The sequence below is a fragment of the Rhodanobacter sp. Soil_C_14 genome, from assembly GCF_057657335.1.
In genome coordinates this window covers 214735-232896 of sequence record NZ_JBDGIQ010000005.1, presented here as the reverse complement: position 1 = coordinate 232896, position 18162 = coordinate 214735, and the positions used below count along the sequence as shown (strand labels likewise).

Here is an 18162-nt window from a genome sequence, read left to right as displayed (position 1 = left end):
AAAACAAAACCCGCCGGACGGCGGGTTCTGCTGAAACATGCTGGCTTCCGATCAGGCCGTGGCCACGCCGTAGCCCTTCAGCCGCTGGGCGAATTCCTGCAGTGCCCGGATGCCGCTTTCCTCGGCTTCGTGAATCCACTGCTGCAGGCCCTTCAGCGCCTGCTCGGCACCGCGCTGCTCCATCAGCGCCACCAGGCGGCTGCGGAACTCGACCACGGTGGCCAGCGTCGGACGCCTGGCCAGCACCGCCTGCATGCGGTCGCGGCCTTCGCTGTCCAGCCAGCGGCCACCGTCGGCCAGCGCGCGACGCAGGCGACGCGGGGTGGACTTCAGGCTTTCGCCGGCATGCTGCGCTTCTTCGGCGATGGTCGGCAGGATCACGCCGCGGTAGTAGTCGGTCATCGCCTGGAAGCGATGGGTCAGCACGGCCTTCAGCGTTTCGGCATCGGGCAGGCGCACGTTCGGGCGGATGTCGAGGGTGGGCGCCACGCGCAGCACCTTGGCCAGGCCTACTGCACGCAGGCCGCAGATCGCCGCCCAGCCGATGTCGAATTCCCACTTGCGCAGGGCGAACTTGGCCGAGCTGGGGAACGCGTGATGGTTGTTGTGCAGCTCTTCGCCGCCGATCCAGAACGCCCACGGGATCAGGTTGCGCGCGGTGTCCGCGCTTTCGAAGTTGCGGTAGCCGGCCCAGTGGCCGATGCCGTTGACGAAGCCGGCGGCCCAGAACGGAATCCACACCATCTGCAGCGCCCACAGCGCCGCACCGATCACGCCGAACAGCGCCACGCTGATGAACAGCATCAGGGTCGGGCCCCAGTAGGGATGCGCGCCGTAGACGCGCTTCTCGACCCAGTCGTCGGGGGTGCCGCGGCCGTACTGCTCCATGTCCTGCTTGTTCTCGCAGGCGTCGCGATACAGCGACACGCCGTCCCAGAACACCTTCTTGATGCCGTAGATCATCGGGCTGTGCGGATCGTCCGCGGTCTCGACCTTGGCGTGGTGCTTGCGATGCACCGCCACCCACTCGCGGGTGACCATGCCGGTGGTGAGCCAGCCCCAGAAACGGAAGAAGTGCGCCAGCGCCGGGTGGAAATCCACGCCGCGATGGGTCTGGCTGCGATGCAGGTACAGGGTCACCGTGAAGATGGTGAGCTGGGTCATCACCAGCATGTACACGGCGATCTGGCCCCAGCTTGCGCCGGTCAGACCATCGTTGAGGAAATTGATTACCGCGTCGAGCATGGAAGGCACCGGATGAGGGACAAGTCAGTGTAAATCAGGGGCTTCCGTACCCACCAGCATGTTGCGAACCACGAATGATAGCAGTTGGTCAAGCGGTGGAAGCTAAGGCGACGTTATTCACGCGCCTGTTGTTTCAGGATGGGGGCGCCATGACAATCAGGCAATGACCACCATCGTTCCGGCCTCACCCAAGACCGTGCTGCAACTGGATCGCCTCAGCCGCCGACGCGCCGGCCGCCAGGCCGTGCGCGAACTCAGCCTGGCGCTGAAAAGCGGCCAGGTGATGGGCCTGCTGGGCGTCAACGGCGCCGGCAAGTCGACCACCTTGTCGATGATCGCCGGCGCGCTGCGCCCGGACAGCGGCGGCATCCAGCTGAACGGCGAGGATTTCCTCGAGTATCCGGAACTCGCCCGCCACCAGATCGGCTGGCTGCCCGAGCGTGCGCCGGTGTGGGCCGAGCTCACGGTGGAAGAACACCTGGACGCGCACGGACGCTTGCGCGGCATGAACGGCAGCGACCTGCGCGCGGCCCGCAACGCAATCGTCGAGCGACTGGAACTGCAGCCGCTGGCCCGGCGCCTGGCCGGCGTGCTGTCGCAAGGCCAGCGCCAGCGGCTCGGGCTGGCCTGCGCGCTGCTGCATCGCCCGGCCCTGCTGGTGCTGGACGAACCGGCCAACGCGCTCGATCCGGTGCAGGTCGCCGCCTTGCGCGCGCTGATCCGCGAGCAGGCCGCCGCCGGCACCGCGGTGATCCTGTCCACCCACCTGCTGGCCGAGGTGACCGCGGTGTGCGATCGCGTGGCGATCCTGCACGAGGGCACGCTGCGCCATGACGGCGCCGTGCTGGCCGACGACCACGCGGCACTGGAACAGACCTTCTTCGGGATTGCGATGAACGGCAGCGACAAGGCGCAGGCTGCATGACCCTGCTTGCGGTGGCACGACTGGAATGGCGCCGGTTGCTGGTGCGCCCGCTGGCCTGGGTGCTGGCGGCGTTGACGCTGGCCTGGCTGGCCTGGAACTTCACCCTGCTGCTGGGCAATTTCCTGGCCGGCCAGATCCAGCGCGCCGCCCAGCCTGACGGCCCCGGCTTCGTCGACCTGGTCGGCGTGCCGCTGCTGGGCCAGCTCGCCCAGCTGGCCTTCCTGGTGGTGCCGCTGCTGGGCATGTCGGTGATCGCCGGCGAGCGTCGCAACGGCACCTTGCCGCTGATGTTCGCCGCGGGCGTGCCCGCTTCGCGCATCGTGCTGGGCAAGTACCTGGCCCTGCTCGGCTGGCTGCTGTTGTGGCTAGCACTGACCCTGGCGATGCCGCTGGCGCTGATGCACGCCACCCACTTCGACTGGGGCAAGCTGGCCGCCGCCAGCCTGGGCCTCGCCCTGATGCTGGCCACGCTGGCGGCGATCGCGGTGGCCTGCTCCAGCTTCGCCTCGCATCCGGCGATTGCGGCGGCTGCCGCCCTGGTCATCGCGCTGGCGCTGTGGAGCGTGAACCTGGGCGCGCAACTGGCCGGCATCAACGGCGGCGCGATCAACTGGCTGGCGATGAGCTCGCACCTGCAGCCGCTGCTGCGCGGACTGGTGTCCAGCGCCGACGTCGCGTGGTTCGTGTTGCTGGCCGCGCTGTCGCTGGTGCTGGCGACGCGCCGGCTCGCCGCCGACCGGGAGCGTGGCTGATGCGAAACCTGTTCAGACGTCTGGACGGCTGGCTGTTTGCCGCGCTGCTGGTGCTGGCCTTCGCCGCGCTGGGCTATCTCTCGGCCCGTTACGCGAAGCAGTCCGACTGGACCGCCAACGGCCGCACCAGCCTGTCGGCGGAAAGTCGCGCCGTGCTGGCGCAGCTGCAGGGCCCGGTGGAAATCGTCAGCTACGCGCGGCCGCAGGGCGACCTGCGCCAGACCGTGGCCGGCTTCCTGCAGCGCTACCAGGCGGTGAAGCCCGACCTCACGCTGCGCTTCGTCGACCCGCAACTGGACCCGGCGAAGATGCGCGAGCTGGGCATCACCGTCGACGGCGCGCTGATCCTGCACTACCAGGATCGCGAGCAACGCCTGGACGAGTTGTCCGAGCGCAGCCTCACCAATGCGCTGGAACGGTTGCTGCGCGGCCGCGACCGCATCGTGGCCTTCGTCACCGGCGACGGCGAGCGGCGCGCCGACGGCCAGGGCAATGGCGACCTGGGCACCTTCATCACCCAGCTGGAAAGCCGCGGCATGCGCGCGGTGCCGCTGAACTTCAGCCAGGTCAGCGCCGTGCCCGAGCACACCGACCTGGTGGTGCTGGCCAGTCCGGAAGTGGCGCTGCCGCCGGCGGCGGTGCAGGCGCTGGTCAACTACGTGGCCAACGGCGGCAACCTGCTGTGGCTGGCCGAGCCGGCCAACGACGACCTGGGCCTCAGGCCGCTGGCCGCTGCGCTGGGCGTGCGCGTGCTGCCCGGCGTGCTGGTCGATGGTTCGGGCGCCGCGCTGGGCCTGCACGACCCGCGCCTGATCACCCTGGGCGACTACCCGGCGCAAGCGATCACCCGCGGCTTCAGCCTGACCACGCTGTTTCCGCAGGCCTCCACGCTGGCGCAACTCGACCAGAGCGGCTGGGCGTTCGCGCCGTTCCTGCGTTCCAGCGCGCAAAGCTGGACCGAGTTCCAGCCGATCGACAACGCGAAGTCGTCCGACATCCGCTTCGATGCCGACGTGGGCGAGCTGAAGGGTCCGCTGGACTTCGGCTTCGCCCTGAGCCGGCTGTCGCCCAGTCCGGACAAGAGTGAGCAGCGCGCGGTGGTGATCGGCGACGGCGATTTCCTGTCCAACACCTACCTGGGCAATGGCGGCAATCGCGCGCTGGGCGAACGCGTGTTCGACTGGCTGCTCGGCGACGACAAGCTGGTCAACCTGCCGCCGCGGGGCGCGCCGGACCGGCTGCTGCAGATATCGCAGGGCGAACTCAACACGCTGAGCTTCGGCTTCCTGATCGCGCTGCCGCTGCTGCTGTTGCTGATCGGCGGCGCCATCGTGTGGCGTCGGCGGCGGCGCTGAGCGATGAAGCGCGCGCAGCGTGGCAAGCTGTTCCTGGTGCTGGGCGTGCTGGCCCTGCTCGGCGTGGCCGGTTGGCAACTGCAGCGTGACGCCAGCCGGGAAACCGGCCCGCTGACCACGCTGGACCCGGCGACCATCACGCAGATCAGCCTCACCCTGCCGGGCGCCACCCCGCTGGATTACCGCAAGCACGACGACGGCCACTGGTGGCGCACCGACGGCACGCCCGGCCGCGTCGCCAACGACGACCGCCTCGACGATCTCGCCGGCATCGCCGCCGCCCATGTGCTGAGCTGGCGCCCGGCCAGCGACTTCGACCCGGCGAAAATCGGCCTGCAGCCGCCTCGCGCGGTGCTGGTGCTGGATGGCGAAAGGCTCGAGTTCGGCGAAAGCTCGGTCACCGGACCGCAGCATTACGTGCGCGTGGGCGATCGGGTGGCGCTGGTGTCGTCGCGCTACATGCCGCGATCGCCGGCCATCGCCGTGACCGAGCTGCACTGAGAGGTTGTGAGCTTCAACCTCTCAGGCCGGCCACGGATGGCCGGGCGCGAATCAGTCATGTAAATGACTGATTCGTGTGAGCACGTCCGGGCGTGTACCGGACGTGCGATAGAGGAAAACCACAGGAAGTGGTTTTCTTCACAAACTCTGAGCGACCGGATCGAACGTGCCCGAACTGCCCGAAGTCGAAACCACCCGTCGCGGCATCGCGCCGTACCTGATCGGCCGGCGCGTGACCGGGGTGACCCTGCGTCGTCCCGACCTGCGCTGGCCGATTCCGCCGGAGATCAGCTCCGTGCTGCCCGGCCAGCGCATCGACGCGGTGGAACGCCGGGCGAAATACCTGCTGCTGCACACCGAAGCCGGCAGCGCGCTGCTGCACCTGGGCATGACCGGCGTGCTGCGCGTATTGCCTCCGGACGCGCCCATCGGCAAGCACGATCACGTGGACATCGCGCTGGAACGCATGACGGCGCAGGCGCCGCGCATCCTGCGCTTCACCGACCCGCGCCGCTTCGGCTGCCTGCTGTGGCAGGCGCCCGGCGAGACCCACGAACTGCTGGCCAAGCTGGGGCCGGAACCGTTGACCGACGCCTTCGACGGCGACCTGATGTGGCACCTGTCGCGCGGACGCACGGCGGCGGTGAAACTGTTCCTGATGGACAACGCCGTCGTGGTGGGCGTGGGCAACATCTACGCCAGCGAGGCGCTGTTCTACGCCGGCATCGATCCCCGGCTCGCCGCGGGCAAGGTCTCACGGGCACGCTACGCACGACTGGCCGCCGAGGTGAAACGCCTGCTGGCCTGGGCCATCGAGCGCGGCGGCACCACCTTACGCGACTTCATCAGCCCCGACGGCGCACCGGGCTATTTCTTCCGCGAGCTGATGGTCTACGGCCGCGCCGGCGAACCCTGCCGGGTGTGCAGCACGCCGATCCGCCAGGTCACCCTGGGCCAGCGCTCGACGTTCTGGTGCCCGCACTGCCAGCGCTGAAGCAGGCCGGTACGCTCATTGTTTCTTTCTGGAAACAGACTAACCACGAGCCGCCGGCTAGCCAGGCCGATTTCCGGGCCTAACATGTTCGCCATGGATCGCGAAATGCAGCGATGAAGGCGACAAAGCGGAACTATTCCGTGGCCACAAGGGACAACACGGCCATCCGGCACTGTTTCCATAACTAGCCTTCTCCAATCCGCGATTCCCATGCATTGACCCCATTGCCCGAGGAATCCCCATGAACAGCACCCTGATCGAATCGCTCAAGCAGCGCCGCACCCAGTACGCGCTGGGCAAGAACGTGTCGCTGGACAAGGACGCACTGACCCAGCGCATCAAGGAAGCCATCCGGCATACGCCGTCGTCGTTCAATTCGCAGAGTTCGCGCGCCGTGATCCTGTTCGGCGAGCAGAGCGAGAAGTTCTGGGCGCTGACCAAGGCCGAGCTGAGCAGGATCGTGCCGGCCGACGCCTTCGCCCCCACCGCCGCCAAGCTCGACAGCTTCGCCGCCGGCGTCGGCACGGTGCTGTTCTATGAGGACCAGTCGGTGGTGAAGGGTCTGCAGGAGCAGTTCGCCCTGTACGCGGACAACTTCCCGGTGTGGTCCGAACAGGCCGGCGGCATGGCCCAGTTCGCCGTGTGGCTGGCGCTGACCGAGGCCGGCGTGGGCGCCAGCCTGCAGCACTACAACCCGGTGGCGGACGAGGCGACCCGCCAGGAATGGAGCGTGCCGGCGACCTGGAAACTGCGCGCGCAGATGCCGTTCGGTTCGCACGAAGGCGGCTTCGGCGAGAAGGCCTTCATGGACGACAGCCAGCGCTTCATCGTCAAGGGCTGAGAGGTTGTGAGCTGGCTCGGCCACGGATGGCCGGTCGCGGATCGGTCACGCGAGTGACTGATTCGCAGTCCCTCATCCTTCGGGCTGGCGAAAAAAAGGGCGACACTTCGGTGTCGCCCTTTGTCGTTGCGGCCGCGGCGGCGCTTACTGCGGCCAGTGGAACGCGATATGGGTGTTGTTGAAATCCGGATCGTCGAGGCTGCCGCCGGGTTGCGCGACGAGGCCTTCGGCCAGGCCGTCGACCTCCAGTTCCTGGCCGGCGGCGAAGTTCGCGCCCAGCGACAACAGTTCCACCAGTCGTTCGCACAGCACGCCGGCGCGATCGATGTCGCCTTCGGGCACGTTGTGCAGGCTGAGGTCCGGACGGCCGAACTTGCGCATGCCGCGGGTGTGTATCCACGACCGATCGGCCGCTTCCTCGCCGCTGCGCAGGATCAGCACGTGGTTGCGCGGCGGCGCGCCGTCCTTCACCAGGTAGTGGCGGCGCCAGTGGTCGGCGTCGAACAGGGTGAGGATCTGCGGATCGAGAACCGCCGTGCCGCCCACGTCGAGCATGCCGGCCAGCACGCCCAGCGTGTCGCGCAGGTAGTCCAGGGTGTCCGAGTCCTTGAGCACGCCGCGCACCACCAGCACCTCGGGCGCGATGCGCGCGTTCTCGTACGCCGCCGGCGTGTCTTCTTTGATCAGCTGGCCCAGTGCGCCATTCAGCGGATAGCCTTCCCACTGCCGCAGCACCGCGTTCTGGAAACGCTGGATCTCGACACCTTCGGGCAGGCCCGGGCTGCCGTAGCGGGGCGACGGGATCAGCAGCTCGGGCTCGAACTTGCCGAACACGTAGAACTGCAGCACGGCCTCTTCTTCGCCAGGCTGCCAGTACGGCCGCGGCCAGCTGACTGCGGGGGTGACTTCGCTCATGCAGATTCCTTGATGGTCCGTTTCATTCACGCTCGCCCAGCGGCAGCACGGCCTGCTGCAACTCGATGCGGCCGTCGCCCGCGCTGATCTTCTTGAACTCGGCGCGGCTCACCGAGACATAGCGATCGTTGCCGCCGATCTCAACCTGCGGGCCGTCGGTGACGGCACGGCCGTGCTCATCCACGCGCACCACCATGGTCGCCTTGCGGCCGGTATGGCAGATCGTCTTGATCTCTTCCAGGTTGTCGGCCCAGGCCAGCAGGTAGCGGCTGCCCTCGAACAGCTCGCCGCGGAAATCGGTGCGCAGGCCGTAGGCCAGCACCGGGATGTTCAGCCGGTCGACCACGTCGCTGATCTGCCACACCTGCGCCTTGCTGAGGAACTGCGCCTCATCGACGAACACGCAGTTCAGCGCACCCCGCGCGGCGATGTCCGCCTCGACCAGCGCGAACAGGTCCTCGTCATTGCTGAAACGGCGCGCATTCGCCTTCAGGCCGATCCGCGAAGCCACCACGCCTTCGCCGAAACGGTTGTCCAGCGCCGGCGTGAGGATCAGCGTGCGCATGCCGCGCTCGTGATAGTTGTACGCGCTCTGCAGCAGCGTGGTGGTCTTGCCGGCGTTCATCGCCGAGTAATAGAAATAGAGCTTGGCCATGGGTGCCGGGATTGGAGAATGGGAACGGGGAACAGGGAACGGCAGGAGCAGCGCCGAGGCCAGACCACGCCGCCCAGTTTCTCACAGACACCGGACTGCCAGAGCCGCCGCCCGACCGTTCCCCGTTCCCCATTCCCTATTCCCGATCCAAAGGCGTATTGCCGCCAGTGAACCGCAAGCGCGCCTGCACCAGCCGATACCTGTGCTCGTCACGCCAGCGGCGCCAGTCGCGCAGGCCGCAGATCGCGTAGACCAGCTTGAACAGCTGCAGGCGCCACAGCACCTTCGGCGTGTCGAACAGGTCGCCGGCCAGCATCGAGATCACGCCCTGCTCCAGCTGCCAGGTGTTGCGGGGCTGGCGGAACATCTGCTGCATCACCGGGCCGTTGAAGCGGTAGATGAAGAACGAGAATCGGGCCATGCCATCGCGCTGGCGCTTTTCCAGCTTGCGCAGCAGCGACAGCTCGCGCGACGGCTCGCGCAACGCCTGGTCAACCACCTCCGCCGCCTGCTCCAAACTAAAGGGGACGTGGCTAATTAAATCGGTTGGGGTACATGCCGCCTCAGTGCTGCAGGTGGCTGACCAGATCTGCCGGCGGGGACGCTGCCGAGGGTGGTCTCGGCTTAATTGGCCACGTCCCCTTTTTGCTCTGATACTAACGCAGGCGAGTTGCCATCTACTGCGATCAACCCTTATTTGCCGGCTAGTACAACCGTGCCTATTGATAGAGTATGGTCATGGTGGTAACAATAATAATTTTATTTCCGAGGTTATCGTATGCTGAAAAATAAACTCAAAAAATCTATTTTTACTTTGATTATTGCGACTGCGCCGATCATTATTCCTGCGAATAGTGCCTTGGCAGGTGACTCCGCATCCATAAGAGAGCTTAGAGCAGTAGTGATAAAAATGCACATGGACGAGCGGTCGGCAGCGGGGTTGAACGAAGATGCTGCGGAACATCTGGCGAAGTTGACGCAAAAAATTGATGCTCAGGATGTTGATGAAAAGACAGTGATCGACATACTATCCCTGATGGACTCCCCAAATGATGGGGTACGTTATTGGGTAGCTAGATCCCTAGGCAACCTTGGCCAGCGTGCTAAAATGGCTGTGCCAAAGCTTCAGAAAATGCTAATCGATGTGGATTGCGTTCAGGGCAGCAAAACTTCTGCGTCGGGCATTCGATTTGCTTTAACGAAAATGGGTGCCCCACCACCACCTGTGGCGTGTCTTGGAATTAAATTGGGTGGTGGTTAATTCTACTCTTTCGCAAGCGTCCGCCGACCTCATCTTCCCCGAGCGCCTCGTAACCGATTCACTGCGGAAAAATCTCGGGGTCGGGTCCGAATGGTACTTACTTAAGCCGCAACCCATTGATATGGCAAGCAAGAAGGGCTGGCTCGAATGATAAGGTGATGTCGCCAACCATCCCCTATCACTCGAAACCGGTGCGGAAGCCAGCAAGTCGTCCGTCTTCGCGTGAGATCTCCGCACCAGGACATGGAGAGCATCGCGCACAGGGTGCGTTCCTACGTACTCAACCTTTGTCCAGCGGCGTATTGCCGCCGGTGAATTGCGTGTGGGCCTGACCCAGCCGGTATTTGTGCTCGTCACGCCAGCGGCGCCAGTCGCGCAGGCCGCAGATCGCGTAGACCAGCTTGAACAGCTGCAGGCGCCGCAGCACCTTCGGCGTGTCGAACAGGTCGCCGGCCAGCATCGAGATCACGCCCTGCTCCAGCTGCCAGGTATTGCGGGGCTGGCGGAACATCTGCTGCATCACCGGGCCGTTGAAGCGGTAGATGAAGAACGAGAATCGGGCCATGCCGGCGCGCTGGCGCTTTTCCAGCTTGCGCAGCAGCGACAGCTCGCGCGACGGCTCGCGCAACGCCTGGTCAACCACCTCCGCCGCCTGCTCGGCGCCGCTCATCGCCAGGTACACGCCGGAGGAAAACACCGGGTCGAGGAAGGCGAACGCGTCGCCGACCAGGATCCAGCCCGGCCCGCCCATGCAGGTGGAGTCGTAGGAGTAGTTGCCGGTGACGCGCACCTCGTTGTCGACCAGCTCGGCATGCTGCAGGCGCGCCCACAGTGCCGGGCTGAGCTTCAAGGTATCGAGCAGGAAGTCTACGGTGCGGCCTTTGCGCTGCTTCAGATACTCCGGCCGGCACACCGCGCCCACGCTCATCACGCCATCGGGCAGCGGGATCATCCACATCCAGCCGTAGCCGAAGCTGTAGATGCTGATGTTGCCCGCGTCTTCGCCGGCGCGCGTTTCGGCGCCGCGGAAGTGGCCGAAGATCGCCGCGCTCTGGTGCTGGTCGTTCTTGCGGCGCAGCTTCTTCTTCGAAGACAGCAAGGCATCGCGACCGCTGGCGTCGACCACGTAGCGGGCCTGGATCGCGTAGCTGTCGCCCTGGTCGGTCTTCACGTCCAGCCAGCTCTCGCGGGCGCCGCGCTGCTCGACCTGCACTACCTCGTGGCCCTCGCGCGCATCTGCGCCGGATTCGCGGGCGTGGTCGTAGAGCATCTTGTCGAAATCCTGCCGCCACACCTGGTACGCATGTGGCGGGCTCTGCCCGATCGCACGGGCGAACGCGTAGGTGTTGTAGCCGCGTTCGTTGTCCGCCTCGAAATCGGCGCCGGGCTTGAACACGCCCATCGCGCGCACCTTGTCCAGCACGCCGAGGCGCTCGAACACCGGCAGGTTCATCGGCAGCAACGACTCGCCGATATGGAAGCGCGGGTGATGCGCCTTTTCCAGCGCGATCACCTTGTAGCCCTTGCGCGCCAGCAGCGTCGCCGCGGTGCTGCCGCCCGGGCCGCCACCGATCACCACCACGTCGCACTGCTCCACCTGCTGCTCCACCTGCTGCTCCACCTGCTGCTCCACCTGCTGCTCCACCTGCTGCTCCACCTGCTGCTCCGCCATGCCTCTCCCCAGCGACTGTCGTGGGCGGATTATGGCCGATGCGCGGCGGCGCGCCAGCGAGGCTCTGCTAACATCGGCCTCCGCATCACGCACTGTTCCGATCCATGCTCAACCCCCAACAACAGGCCGCCGTCGAACACTGCGAGGGGCCGCTGCTCGTGCTGGCCGGCGCCGGTTCCGGCAAGACCAGCGTGATCACCCAGAAGATCGCGTACCTGATCCAGCGCCGCAAGCTCAGTGCGCACAAGATCGCCGCCATCACCTTCACCAACAAGGCCGCGAAGGAGATGCGCGAGCGCGTGGCGAAGCTGGTCAGCAGCGAGGACGCGGCCGCGCTCACCGTGAGCACCTTCCACGCGCTGGGCCTGAAGTTCCTGCAGATCGAGCACGCGCGTGCCGGCTTGCGCCGCGGCTTTTCGGTGCTGGACGCGGACGACAGCGGCGGCATCGTCAAGGAGCTGGCGCCCAAGGGCGTGAAGAACGACGTGCTGTTCGGCATCCGCAACCTGCTCAGCCGCGCCAAGAATGGCGGCCTGTCGCCGGAGGAAGCGCTGGCCGCCGCGCGCAGCCCGCGCGAGATCGAGGCCGCCACCATCTACGACCTGTACCAGCAGCGCCTGAGCGCGTTCAACGCCGTGGATTTCGACGACCTGATCCGGCTGCCGCTGCGCATCCTGGAGTCCGACGCCGAATGCCGCGAGGCGTGGCGCGAACGTTTCCGCTACCTGCTGGTGGACGAATACCAGGACACCAATGACGCACAGTACCGCCTGCTGAAGGCGCTGACCGGCGAGCGCGGCGGCATCACCTGCGTGGGCGACGACGACCAGTCGATCTACGCCTGGCGCGGCGCCAACCCGGAGAACATCGACCAGCTCGGCCGCGACTGGCCCAACCTGCGCGTGATCAAGCTGGAGCAGAACTACCGCTGCGGCAAGCGCATCCTGCGCACGGCCAACAAGCTGATCGCCAACAACCCGCACCTGCACGAAAAGAAGCTGTGGAGCGAGCACCCCGAAGGCGCGCCGATTCGCGTGCTGGAATGCAAGGAAGCCGAACACGAGGCCGAGCGCGTCGCCGCGATCGCCACCACCCTGGCCGAGAAACACAAGGCGCGCTGGGACGACATGGCGATCCTGTACCGGGGCAACTTCCAGGCGCGGCCGCTGGAAAAGGCACTGCGCCTGGCGCGGATTCCCTACCACCTCACCGGCGCGCTGAGTTTCCTCGACCGCGCCGAGGTGAAGGACATCCTGTGCTACCTGCGCCTGCTGACCAATCCCAGCGACGACGCCGCCTTCCTGCGCGTGGTGAACGTGCCCAAACGCGAGATCGGCGCGACCACGCTGGAGAAGCTGGGCCAGCTTGCGCAGTCGCGTCACTCGTCCCTGCTCGACGCCACCCGCAGCGACGGCGTGCTGCGCCAGCTCACCCCGCGCCCGGCGGCGGCGCTGGCCTCGTTCGCGAATCTGCTGGACGAACTGCGCAGCGCCTCGCTGCACGAGAACGCCGCCGACCTGGTCGAGCTGATCCTTAAGCGCACCGGCTACGCCGCGCAGATCATCGCCAGCACGCCCGACGCCAGCGCGCGCGATCGCAAGCTGGGCAACCTGCAGGAACTGGCCGGCTGGTTCCGCGCGATGCAGAAAGGTGGCAACACGGCGGGCGACCTCGCCTCGCAACTGGCCCTGCTCAGCCACGCCGATCGCGACGAGCCGGGCAACGCGGTGCGCATGATGACGATGCACGCGGCCAAGGGCCTGGAGTTCCGCTTCGTCTTCATCGTCGGCTGCGAGGACGGCACCCTGCCGCACGAAGGCGCGATCGACGAAGGTCGCGTCGAGGAAGAGCGCCGGCTGATGTACGTGGGCATCACCCGCGCCAAGGAACTGCTGACGCTGTCGTGGTGCGCGCAGACCAAACGCTACGGCGAGGTCCACCGCAACCAGCCCAGTCGCTTCCTGCACGAGCTGCCGCAGGACGACCTGCACTGGCAGGGCAAGGACCCCGAAGCGGACAAGGAAGTGACCCGCGAAACCGCCGAGTCGCACATGGCGCGGATCAAGGCGATGCTGGCCGGAACGCCGGGATAGCCACGCTACAATCGGCCTCGGCTGGCACGCTTGCCACCACGTCTCGGCAACGCGTGCCGTCACGAACCCGCGGACATCCATGGCAGATCCGGCCCATCTCTATGCCCAGCTTCTGGCCGCCTTCAACCAGCGCCACTGGAAGGAGGCCCGCCAGCTGTCGATGCAGTTGCTGCCCGTGGCGCCACGCCATTCCGGCATCCACTACATGGCCGGCATCGCGTGCCTGGAGCTGGAGGACCTGCTGCCGGCGCTGGATCACCTGCACCAGGCCGAAACCCTGGAACCCACCCGCAGCGATTTCGTCGTGCAGTACGCCAAGGCTCTTTCGCTTGCACGGCGAAACCGCGACGCCAGGGTGGTCGCCGATCGCGCCCTTGCGCTGGCGCCCCGCGATCCGGCCGCCCTGGACACGCTGGGCGTGGTCTACACGCAGATCGGCGACTACGACCAGGCCATCGTGGCATTCCGCGAGGCTACCTCGATCGCACCGGACGTCGCGACCTACCGCTACAACCTCGCCACGTCGATGGTCGCCGCCGGCGAACTCGACGGCGCAGCAGTCGAGATCGAAGCATGTCTGGCGCTCGACCCGATGCACTGGCGCGCCCATCTCACCCTGTCGCAACTGCATCGGCAGAGCACCGCCAGCAACCACGTCGCCCGGCTGGAGTCGCTGCTGCCACAGGTCGACCCGGCCAACCTGCCCGCACAGATCTGTTTCAACATGGCGCTGTTCAAGGAGTACGAGGACCTCGGCGACCATCCGAAGGCCTTCGCGCACCTGGTGCGCGGCAAGTCCGCCGGCGGCACGGGCCGCCACTATTCGATCGAGCACGACGAGGCACTGTTTGCCGCCATCGCGGAGAGCTTTCCCGAACCGCTCGCGCCATCGCCGGGATGCACGTCCGACGAGCCGATCTTCATCATCGGGATGCCACGCACTGGCACCACCCTGGTCGAGCGCATCATCTCCAGCCATCCGGACGTCCATTCGGCTGGCGAGCTGCTTGATTTCCCCATGTCGGTGAAGTTCCTGTCCGGCGCGCGGACACCGGTGCTGATCGACCTGCCCACCATCATCGGCGCACGCGGGACCGATCCGCGCCGGCTTGGCGAAACCTATCTGGCCAGAGCGCGGGCGGCGGCGAGCCGGAAACCGCGATTCATCGACAAGCTGCCGCACAACTTCCTGTACGCCGGCTTCATTGCGCAGGCATTGCCCAACGCCAGGATCGTCTGCCTGCGCCGCGACCCGGTGGACACCTGTCTGAGCAATTTCCGCCAGCTGTTCGCGCCAAAGTCGCCCTATTTCGACTATTCCTACGACCTGCTGGATACCGGCCGCTATTACGTGCTTTTCGACCGGCTGATGGCCCATTGGCAACGGGTGCTTCCTGATCGCGTGCTGCAGGTCGGGTACGAGGACCTGGTGGAGCACCAGGAGCAGCGCTCGCGTGAAGTGATCGCATTCTGTGGACTGGAATGGAACGACGCATGCCTGCGCTTCGAAGACAATCCTTCGCCCGTGGCCACCGCCAGCGCGGTGCAGGTGCGCAGCCCAATCTATCGCAATGCACTGAAGCGATGGAAGAAGTACGAACCGCAGCTGGGCGCGCTGCTGGACCTTCTGGAAGGGTCCGGCATCAAGGTGGATCGATGACGCTCGCCCTGACCTGTCCGCACCGACCCGACGGTATCGACGGGAGGCGGACCTGCGCATGACAGCCGACCTGTATGCGCGTGCGCTCGATGCCTGCCAGCACGGGCAATGGCAGCTGGCGATCCAGCTGGCCACCGACCTGCTCGGACAGTCGCCTCAACATGCCGGCGCCCATTACGTCGCCGGCGCGGCCAGCCTTGAACTCGGGCGCATGCCCGCGGCACTCGGACATCTGGATCGCGCCGTCGCACTGGAGCCCGGGCGCGTCCAGTTCGCGGTGACCCGGGCCCGGGCGCTTTCGATGGCCCAGCTGCCGGCCCTGGAAGCCGCCCATGCCGCCCTCCAGCTGGCTCCGTCAGAACCGGCGCAATGGCTTGCACTGGGCATGGTCTACGCCCAGGAAGGTGAGCACCAGGCCGCTGAACCCTTGTTGCGCAGGGCCTGCGTCGCGCAACCCCGTCAGGCTTCCTGGCATTACTTCCTGGCCATGTCGCTGACCTTTCTGGGCAAGGTGGACGAAGCCGGCGACGCACTGGAAGCCTGCCTCGCCGCCGACCCGAAGTTCTGGCGCGCCTATTTCGTGCGGTCGCAATTGCGGCGCCAGACCCCCGCGGCCAATCATCTTGAACAGTTGACGCTGGCGCTGGCCGAGGCCAGTGGCGCGACGGCGGCGGAAACCTGCCTGCAGATGGCCCTGGCCAAGGAGCACGAGGACCTCGGCCACTACGGGGAAGCATTCGCGCACTACGGCCGTGGCAAGGCCGCCGCAGGGGCCGGCCGGCGCTACGCGATCGAGCGCGATGAAGCCCTGTTCGCCGCCATCGCCGAAGAATTCTCCGCTCCGCCTGGCGCAGGAGGCTGCCCCAGCGGGGAGCCCATTTTCGTGGTCGGCATGCCCCGCTCCGGCACGACGCTGGTGGAGCGCATTCTCGCCAGCCACCCCCAGGTGCACGCCGCCGGCGAGCTGCGCAACTTCGCGCTGGCGTGCAAGCGTTTTTCCGGCAGTCACTCGCCGCAGTTGCTTGATCCCCTGACCGTGCACGCCCTGGGCGCGACGAACTGGTCCGCGCTGGGTGCCGCCTACCTGGCCAGCACGCGCCCGCGCACCGGCCACACGGCGCACTTCGTGGACAAGCTGCCACACAATTTCCTGTACCTCGGCGCGATCGCCAGAGCCCTTCCCAACGCGCGCATGATCTGCCTGCGCCGCGATCCACGCGATGCCTGCCTCGGAAACTTTCGCCAGTTGTTCGCGCCGAACTCGCCGTTCCATGACTATTCGTACGATCTGCTCGACATCGGCCGGTACTACGTGCTGTTCGATCGGTTGATGGCGCATTGGCAGCGGGTCTTGCCCGGTCGCATACTCGAACTGGATTACGAAGCCCTGGTCGACCGGCAGGAAGTCTCCACGCGCAAGCTGTTGCAGTTCTGCGGCCTGCCTTGGGACGACGCCTGTCTGCACTTCGAAGACCATCCGTCCGCCGCAACCACGGCCAGCGCGCTGCAGGTGCGCGAACCGATGCATCGCGGAGCCCTGGGCCGCTGGCGGCATTTCGAGGCCGGGCTAGAGCCATTGCTGGCGTTGCTGGTCGAAGCCGGCCTGATTCCCGGCCGCTGAGCGGCAACGCATTCATCCCACTCGCGAAGTCGTCCGGAGCACACCATGCCACCTTCAACCACGCAGGAAGGTCCGGATGATCTCCTTGCCCAGGCCCGGGCGGCGCTCGGTCGAAGCCACCCCCAGCTTGCCGCGGACCTGGCCATGCAGGTGCTGCGCAAGCAGCCCTTCCTGCCCGATGCCCACTACCTGGCCGGCATGGCCGCGCAGGCACGGGGCCAGCTTCCCCTGGCGCTGCAGCACCTGCACCAGGCCGCCAGCCTGCCGCCGCGGCGCGCGCAGCATCTCGTCGAGTTTGCCAAGGTGCTGCTGCGTGCCGGCAACCGAGGCGAGGCGCTGCGCGCCGCGAATACGGCGCTGGCCTTTGTGCATGACGATGCACTGGCGCTGTCCACGCTGGGCCTGATCTACAACCAGTGCCACGCGCATGAGCGTGCGGCAGCGGCTTTCCGGCGTGCCGTTGCACTCATGCCGGACAGCGCGCCGTGTCGTTTCAACGCCGCCATGTCGCTGGCGTTCGGCGGCGAGAAGACCGCCGCAGCGGACGAACTCGAAGCCTGCATCACGCTTGATCCGACCTGCTGGCCTGCGCACGCCCTGCTGTCGCGGCTTGCCAGACAAACTCCCGCGAGCAACCACGTGGCGCGCCTGCAGGCCCTGCTCGATTCCACTCGCGCCGATCCGGCTGCATCGGCCACCCTGCACATGGCTCTGGGCAAGGAGCTTGAAGACCTGGGCGACTACGAGCATGCGTTCGGCCATTTCGTGACGGCAAAGAACGCGGCACGGCCGGCCGCCAGCGGACCTCACGCAGCCACGATGCAGGCCCTGGAGGAAGCTTTCCCCGTCTCGCGAGAGCTTGCCGGCGGATTTCCCACGGATGAGCCGATCTTCGTCTTCGGCATGCCGCGCTCGGGGACGACCCTGGTGGAGCGGATACTGGCAAGCCATCCCGACGTGCATGGCGCCGGTGAACTCGACGAATTTCACGGCACACTCGACCGCCTGTTGCCAGGCGCTCCCGCTCCCGTGCTGGACCCCGCCCGGATCGCCCTGGCCGACCAGGTCGACTGGGCGGCCCTGGGCGAGCAGTACCTTGCCGCGACGCGACCGTTGACCAGCCTGAAGCCGCGATTTGTCGACAAGCTGCCGCACAACTTCCTGTTCGCCGGATTCATTGCCCATGCCCTGCCGCACGCAAAGATGATCTGTCTGCGACGCAATCCCCTGGACACCTGTCTGGGCAATCTGCGCGAACCGTTCTCGCCGGCCTCGATGTTTCATGGTTACTCGTTCGACCTGCTGGACATTGGCCGCTACTACGTCCTGTACGACCGCCTGATGGCGCACTGGCGCAAGGTCCTGCCGGGGCGAATCCTGGAGGTCGACTACGAATCGCTGGTCACGTCGCAGGCAACGGTGACCCGCCAACTGCTCGACCACTGCGACTTGTCATGGGACGAGGCGTGCCTGCACTTCGATCAGAATCGGGCTCCGTCCACCACGGCCAGCACCTTGCAGGTGCGCGAACCGCTGCATCGCGCGGCGTTGCAGCGCTGGAGGCACTACGCGCAGCAGCTGGCTCCGCTACGCCAGCTGCTGGCGGACGCCGGCATCGATTGCGGCTGACGAGTTTCTGCCGGCACTCACCCTTCGCCGTCAAGGCCGGTTA

At 66.5% G+C, this 18162-nt stretch carries 16 protein-coding genes; 11 read left to right on the top strand and 5 right to left on the bottom strand.

All coding sequences use genetic code 11. From position 1 onward, the window contains the following. Positions 1-51: 51 nt before the first annotated feature. Positions 52-1245 carry a DesA family fatty acid desaturase gene (locus AC3A56_RS13540; RefSeq protein WP_487770672.1) on the bottom strand — a complete coding sequence of 398 codons (1194 nt, stop codon included), beginning with the start codon at positions 1243-1245 and terminating at the stop codon, positions 52-54. Between the two features lie 163 nt (positions 1246-1408). On the opposite strand from AC3A56_RS13540, the gene AC3A56_RS13535 reads away from it, so the two are divergent. The 6 genes from AC3A56_RS13535 (at position 1409) to AC3A56_RS13510 (ending at position 6613) form a co-directional block, all read left to right on the top strand. Beyond that, positions 1409-2170, top strand: coding sequence for an ABC transporter ATP-binding protein (locus AC3A56_RS13535; protein WP_487770671.1), 762 nt, complete (start codon positions 1409-1411; stop codon positions 2168-2170). Beyond that, positions 2167-2922 (top strand): ABC transporter permease, encoded by a 756-nt coding sequence (locus AC3A56_RS13530; RefSeq protein WP_487770670.1) that lies wholly within the window; start codon positions 2167-2169, stop codon positions 2920-2922. Before AC3A56_RS13535 ends, AC3A56_RS13530 begins: the two co-directional genes overlap by 4 nt. Then, positions 2922-4277, top strand: coding sequence for a GldG family protein (locus AC3A56_RS13525; RefSeq protein WP_487770669.1), 1356 nt, complete (start codon positions 2922-2924; stop codon positions 4275-4277). The genes AC3A56_RS13530 and AC3A56_RS13525 overlap by 1 nt, the downstream gene beginning before the upstream one ends. 3 nt (positions 4278-4280) lie before the next feature. Next, entirely contained in the window at positions 4281-4778 is a 498-nt protein-coding gene (locus AC3A56_RS13520) for a hypothetical protein (RefSeq protein ID WP_487770668.1), read from the top strand. Between the two features lie 166 nt (positions 4779-4944). Beyond that, complete coding sequence (gene mutM, locus AC3A56_RS13515) at positions 4945-5772, top strand: bifunctional DNA-formamidopyrimidine glycosylase/DNA-(apurinic or apyrimidinic site) lyase (RefSeq protein ID WP_487770667.1); 828 nt, start codon at positions 4945-4947, stop codon at positions 5770-5772. A 241-nt stretch (positions 5773-6013) separates the two neighbouring features. Then, entirely contained in the window at positions 6014-6613 is a 600-nt protein-coding gene (locus tag AC3A56_RS13510; RefSeq protein WP_487770666.1) for a nitroreductase family protein, read from the top strand. Positions 6614-6757: 144 nt separating this feature from the next. Here the strand turns inward: AC3A56_RS13510 and AC3A56_RS13505 are convergent, their stop codons facing one another. The 3 genes from AC3A56_RS13505 to AC3A56_RS13495 all read right to left on the bottom strand — a co-directional run bounded on the left by AC3A56_RS13505 (position 6758) and on the right by AC3A56_RS13495 (position 8682). Further along, positions 6758-7528 carry a hypothetical protein gene (locus AC3A56_RS13505; protein ID WP_487770665.1) on the bottom strand — a complete coding sequence of 257 codons (771 nt, stop codon included), beginning with the start codon at positions 7526-7528 and terminating at the stop codon, positions 6758-6760. Between the two features lie 22 nt (positions 7529-7550). Continuing rightward, positions 7551-8183, bottom strand: coding sequence for a thymidine kinase (locus AC3A56_RS13500; protein WP_487770664.1), 633 nt, complete (start codon positions 8181-8183; stop codon positions 7551-7553). A gap of 136 nt (positions 8184-8319) precedes the next feature. Continuing rightward, positions 8320-8682 (bottom strand): hypothetical protein, encoded by a 363-nt coding sequence (locus AC3A56_RS13495; protein WP_487770663.1) that lies wholly within the window; start codon positions 8680-8682, stop codon positions 8320-8322. A gap of 279 nt (positions 8683-8961) precedes the next feature. Here AC3A56_RS13495 and AC3A56_RS13490 point away from each other — a divergent pair, with 279 nt between their 5' ends. Beyond that, a complete protein-coding gene (locus tag AC3A56_RS13490) occupies positions 8962-9444 on the top strand; it encodes a hypothetical protein (RefSeq protein WP_487770662.1) in 483 nt (160 codons plus the stop codon). A gap of 280 nt (positions 9445-9724) precedes the next feature. Here the strand turns inward: AC3A56_RS13490 and AC3A56_RS13485 are convergent, their stop codons facing one another. Further along, positions 9725-11116 (bottom strand): NAD(P)/FAD-dependent oxidoreductase, encoded by a 1392-nt coding sequence (locus tag AC3A56_RS13485; protein ID WP_487770661.1) that lies wholly within the window; start codon positions 11114-11116, stop codon positions 9725-9727. 104 nt (positions 11117-11220) lie between these two features. Between AC3A56_RS13485 and AC3A56_RS13480 the strand changes: the two genes are divergently transcribed. From AC3A56_RS13480 to AC3A56_RS13465, 4 genes are all read left to right on the top strand, one after another. Beyond that, positions 11221-13209 (top strand): UvrD-helicase domain-containing protein, encoded by a 1989-nt coding sequence (locus AC3A56_RS13480; RefSeq protein WP_487770660.1) that lies wholly within the window; start codon positions 11221-11223, stop codon positions 13207-13209. 79 nt (positions 13210-13288) lie between these two features. Next, positions 13289-14869 (top strand): tetratricopeptide repeat-containing sulfotransferase family protein, encoded by a 1581-nt coding sequence (locus AC3A56_RS13475; RefSeq protein WP_487770659.1) that lies wholly within the window; start codon positions 13289-13291, stop codon positions 14867-14869. A 58-nt stretch (positions 14870-14927) separates the two neighbouring features. Continuing rightward, complete coding sequence (locus tag AC3A56_RS13470; RefSeq protein ID WP_487770658.1) at positions 14928-16490, top strand: tetratricopeptide repeat-containing sulfotransferase family protein; 1563 nt, start codon at positions 14928-14930, stop codon at positions 16488-16490. A 45-nt stretch (positions 16491-16535) separates the two neighbouring features. Then, positions 16536-18119 (top strand): tetratricopeptide repeat-containing sulfotransferase family protein, encoded by a 1584-nt coding sequence (locus AC3A56_RS13465; protein WP_487770657.1) that lies wholly within the window; start codon positions 16536-16538, stop codon positions 18117-18119. The last annotated feature ends 43 nt before the right edge of the window (positions 18120-18162 follow it).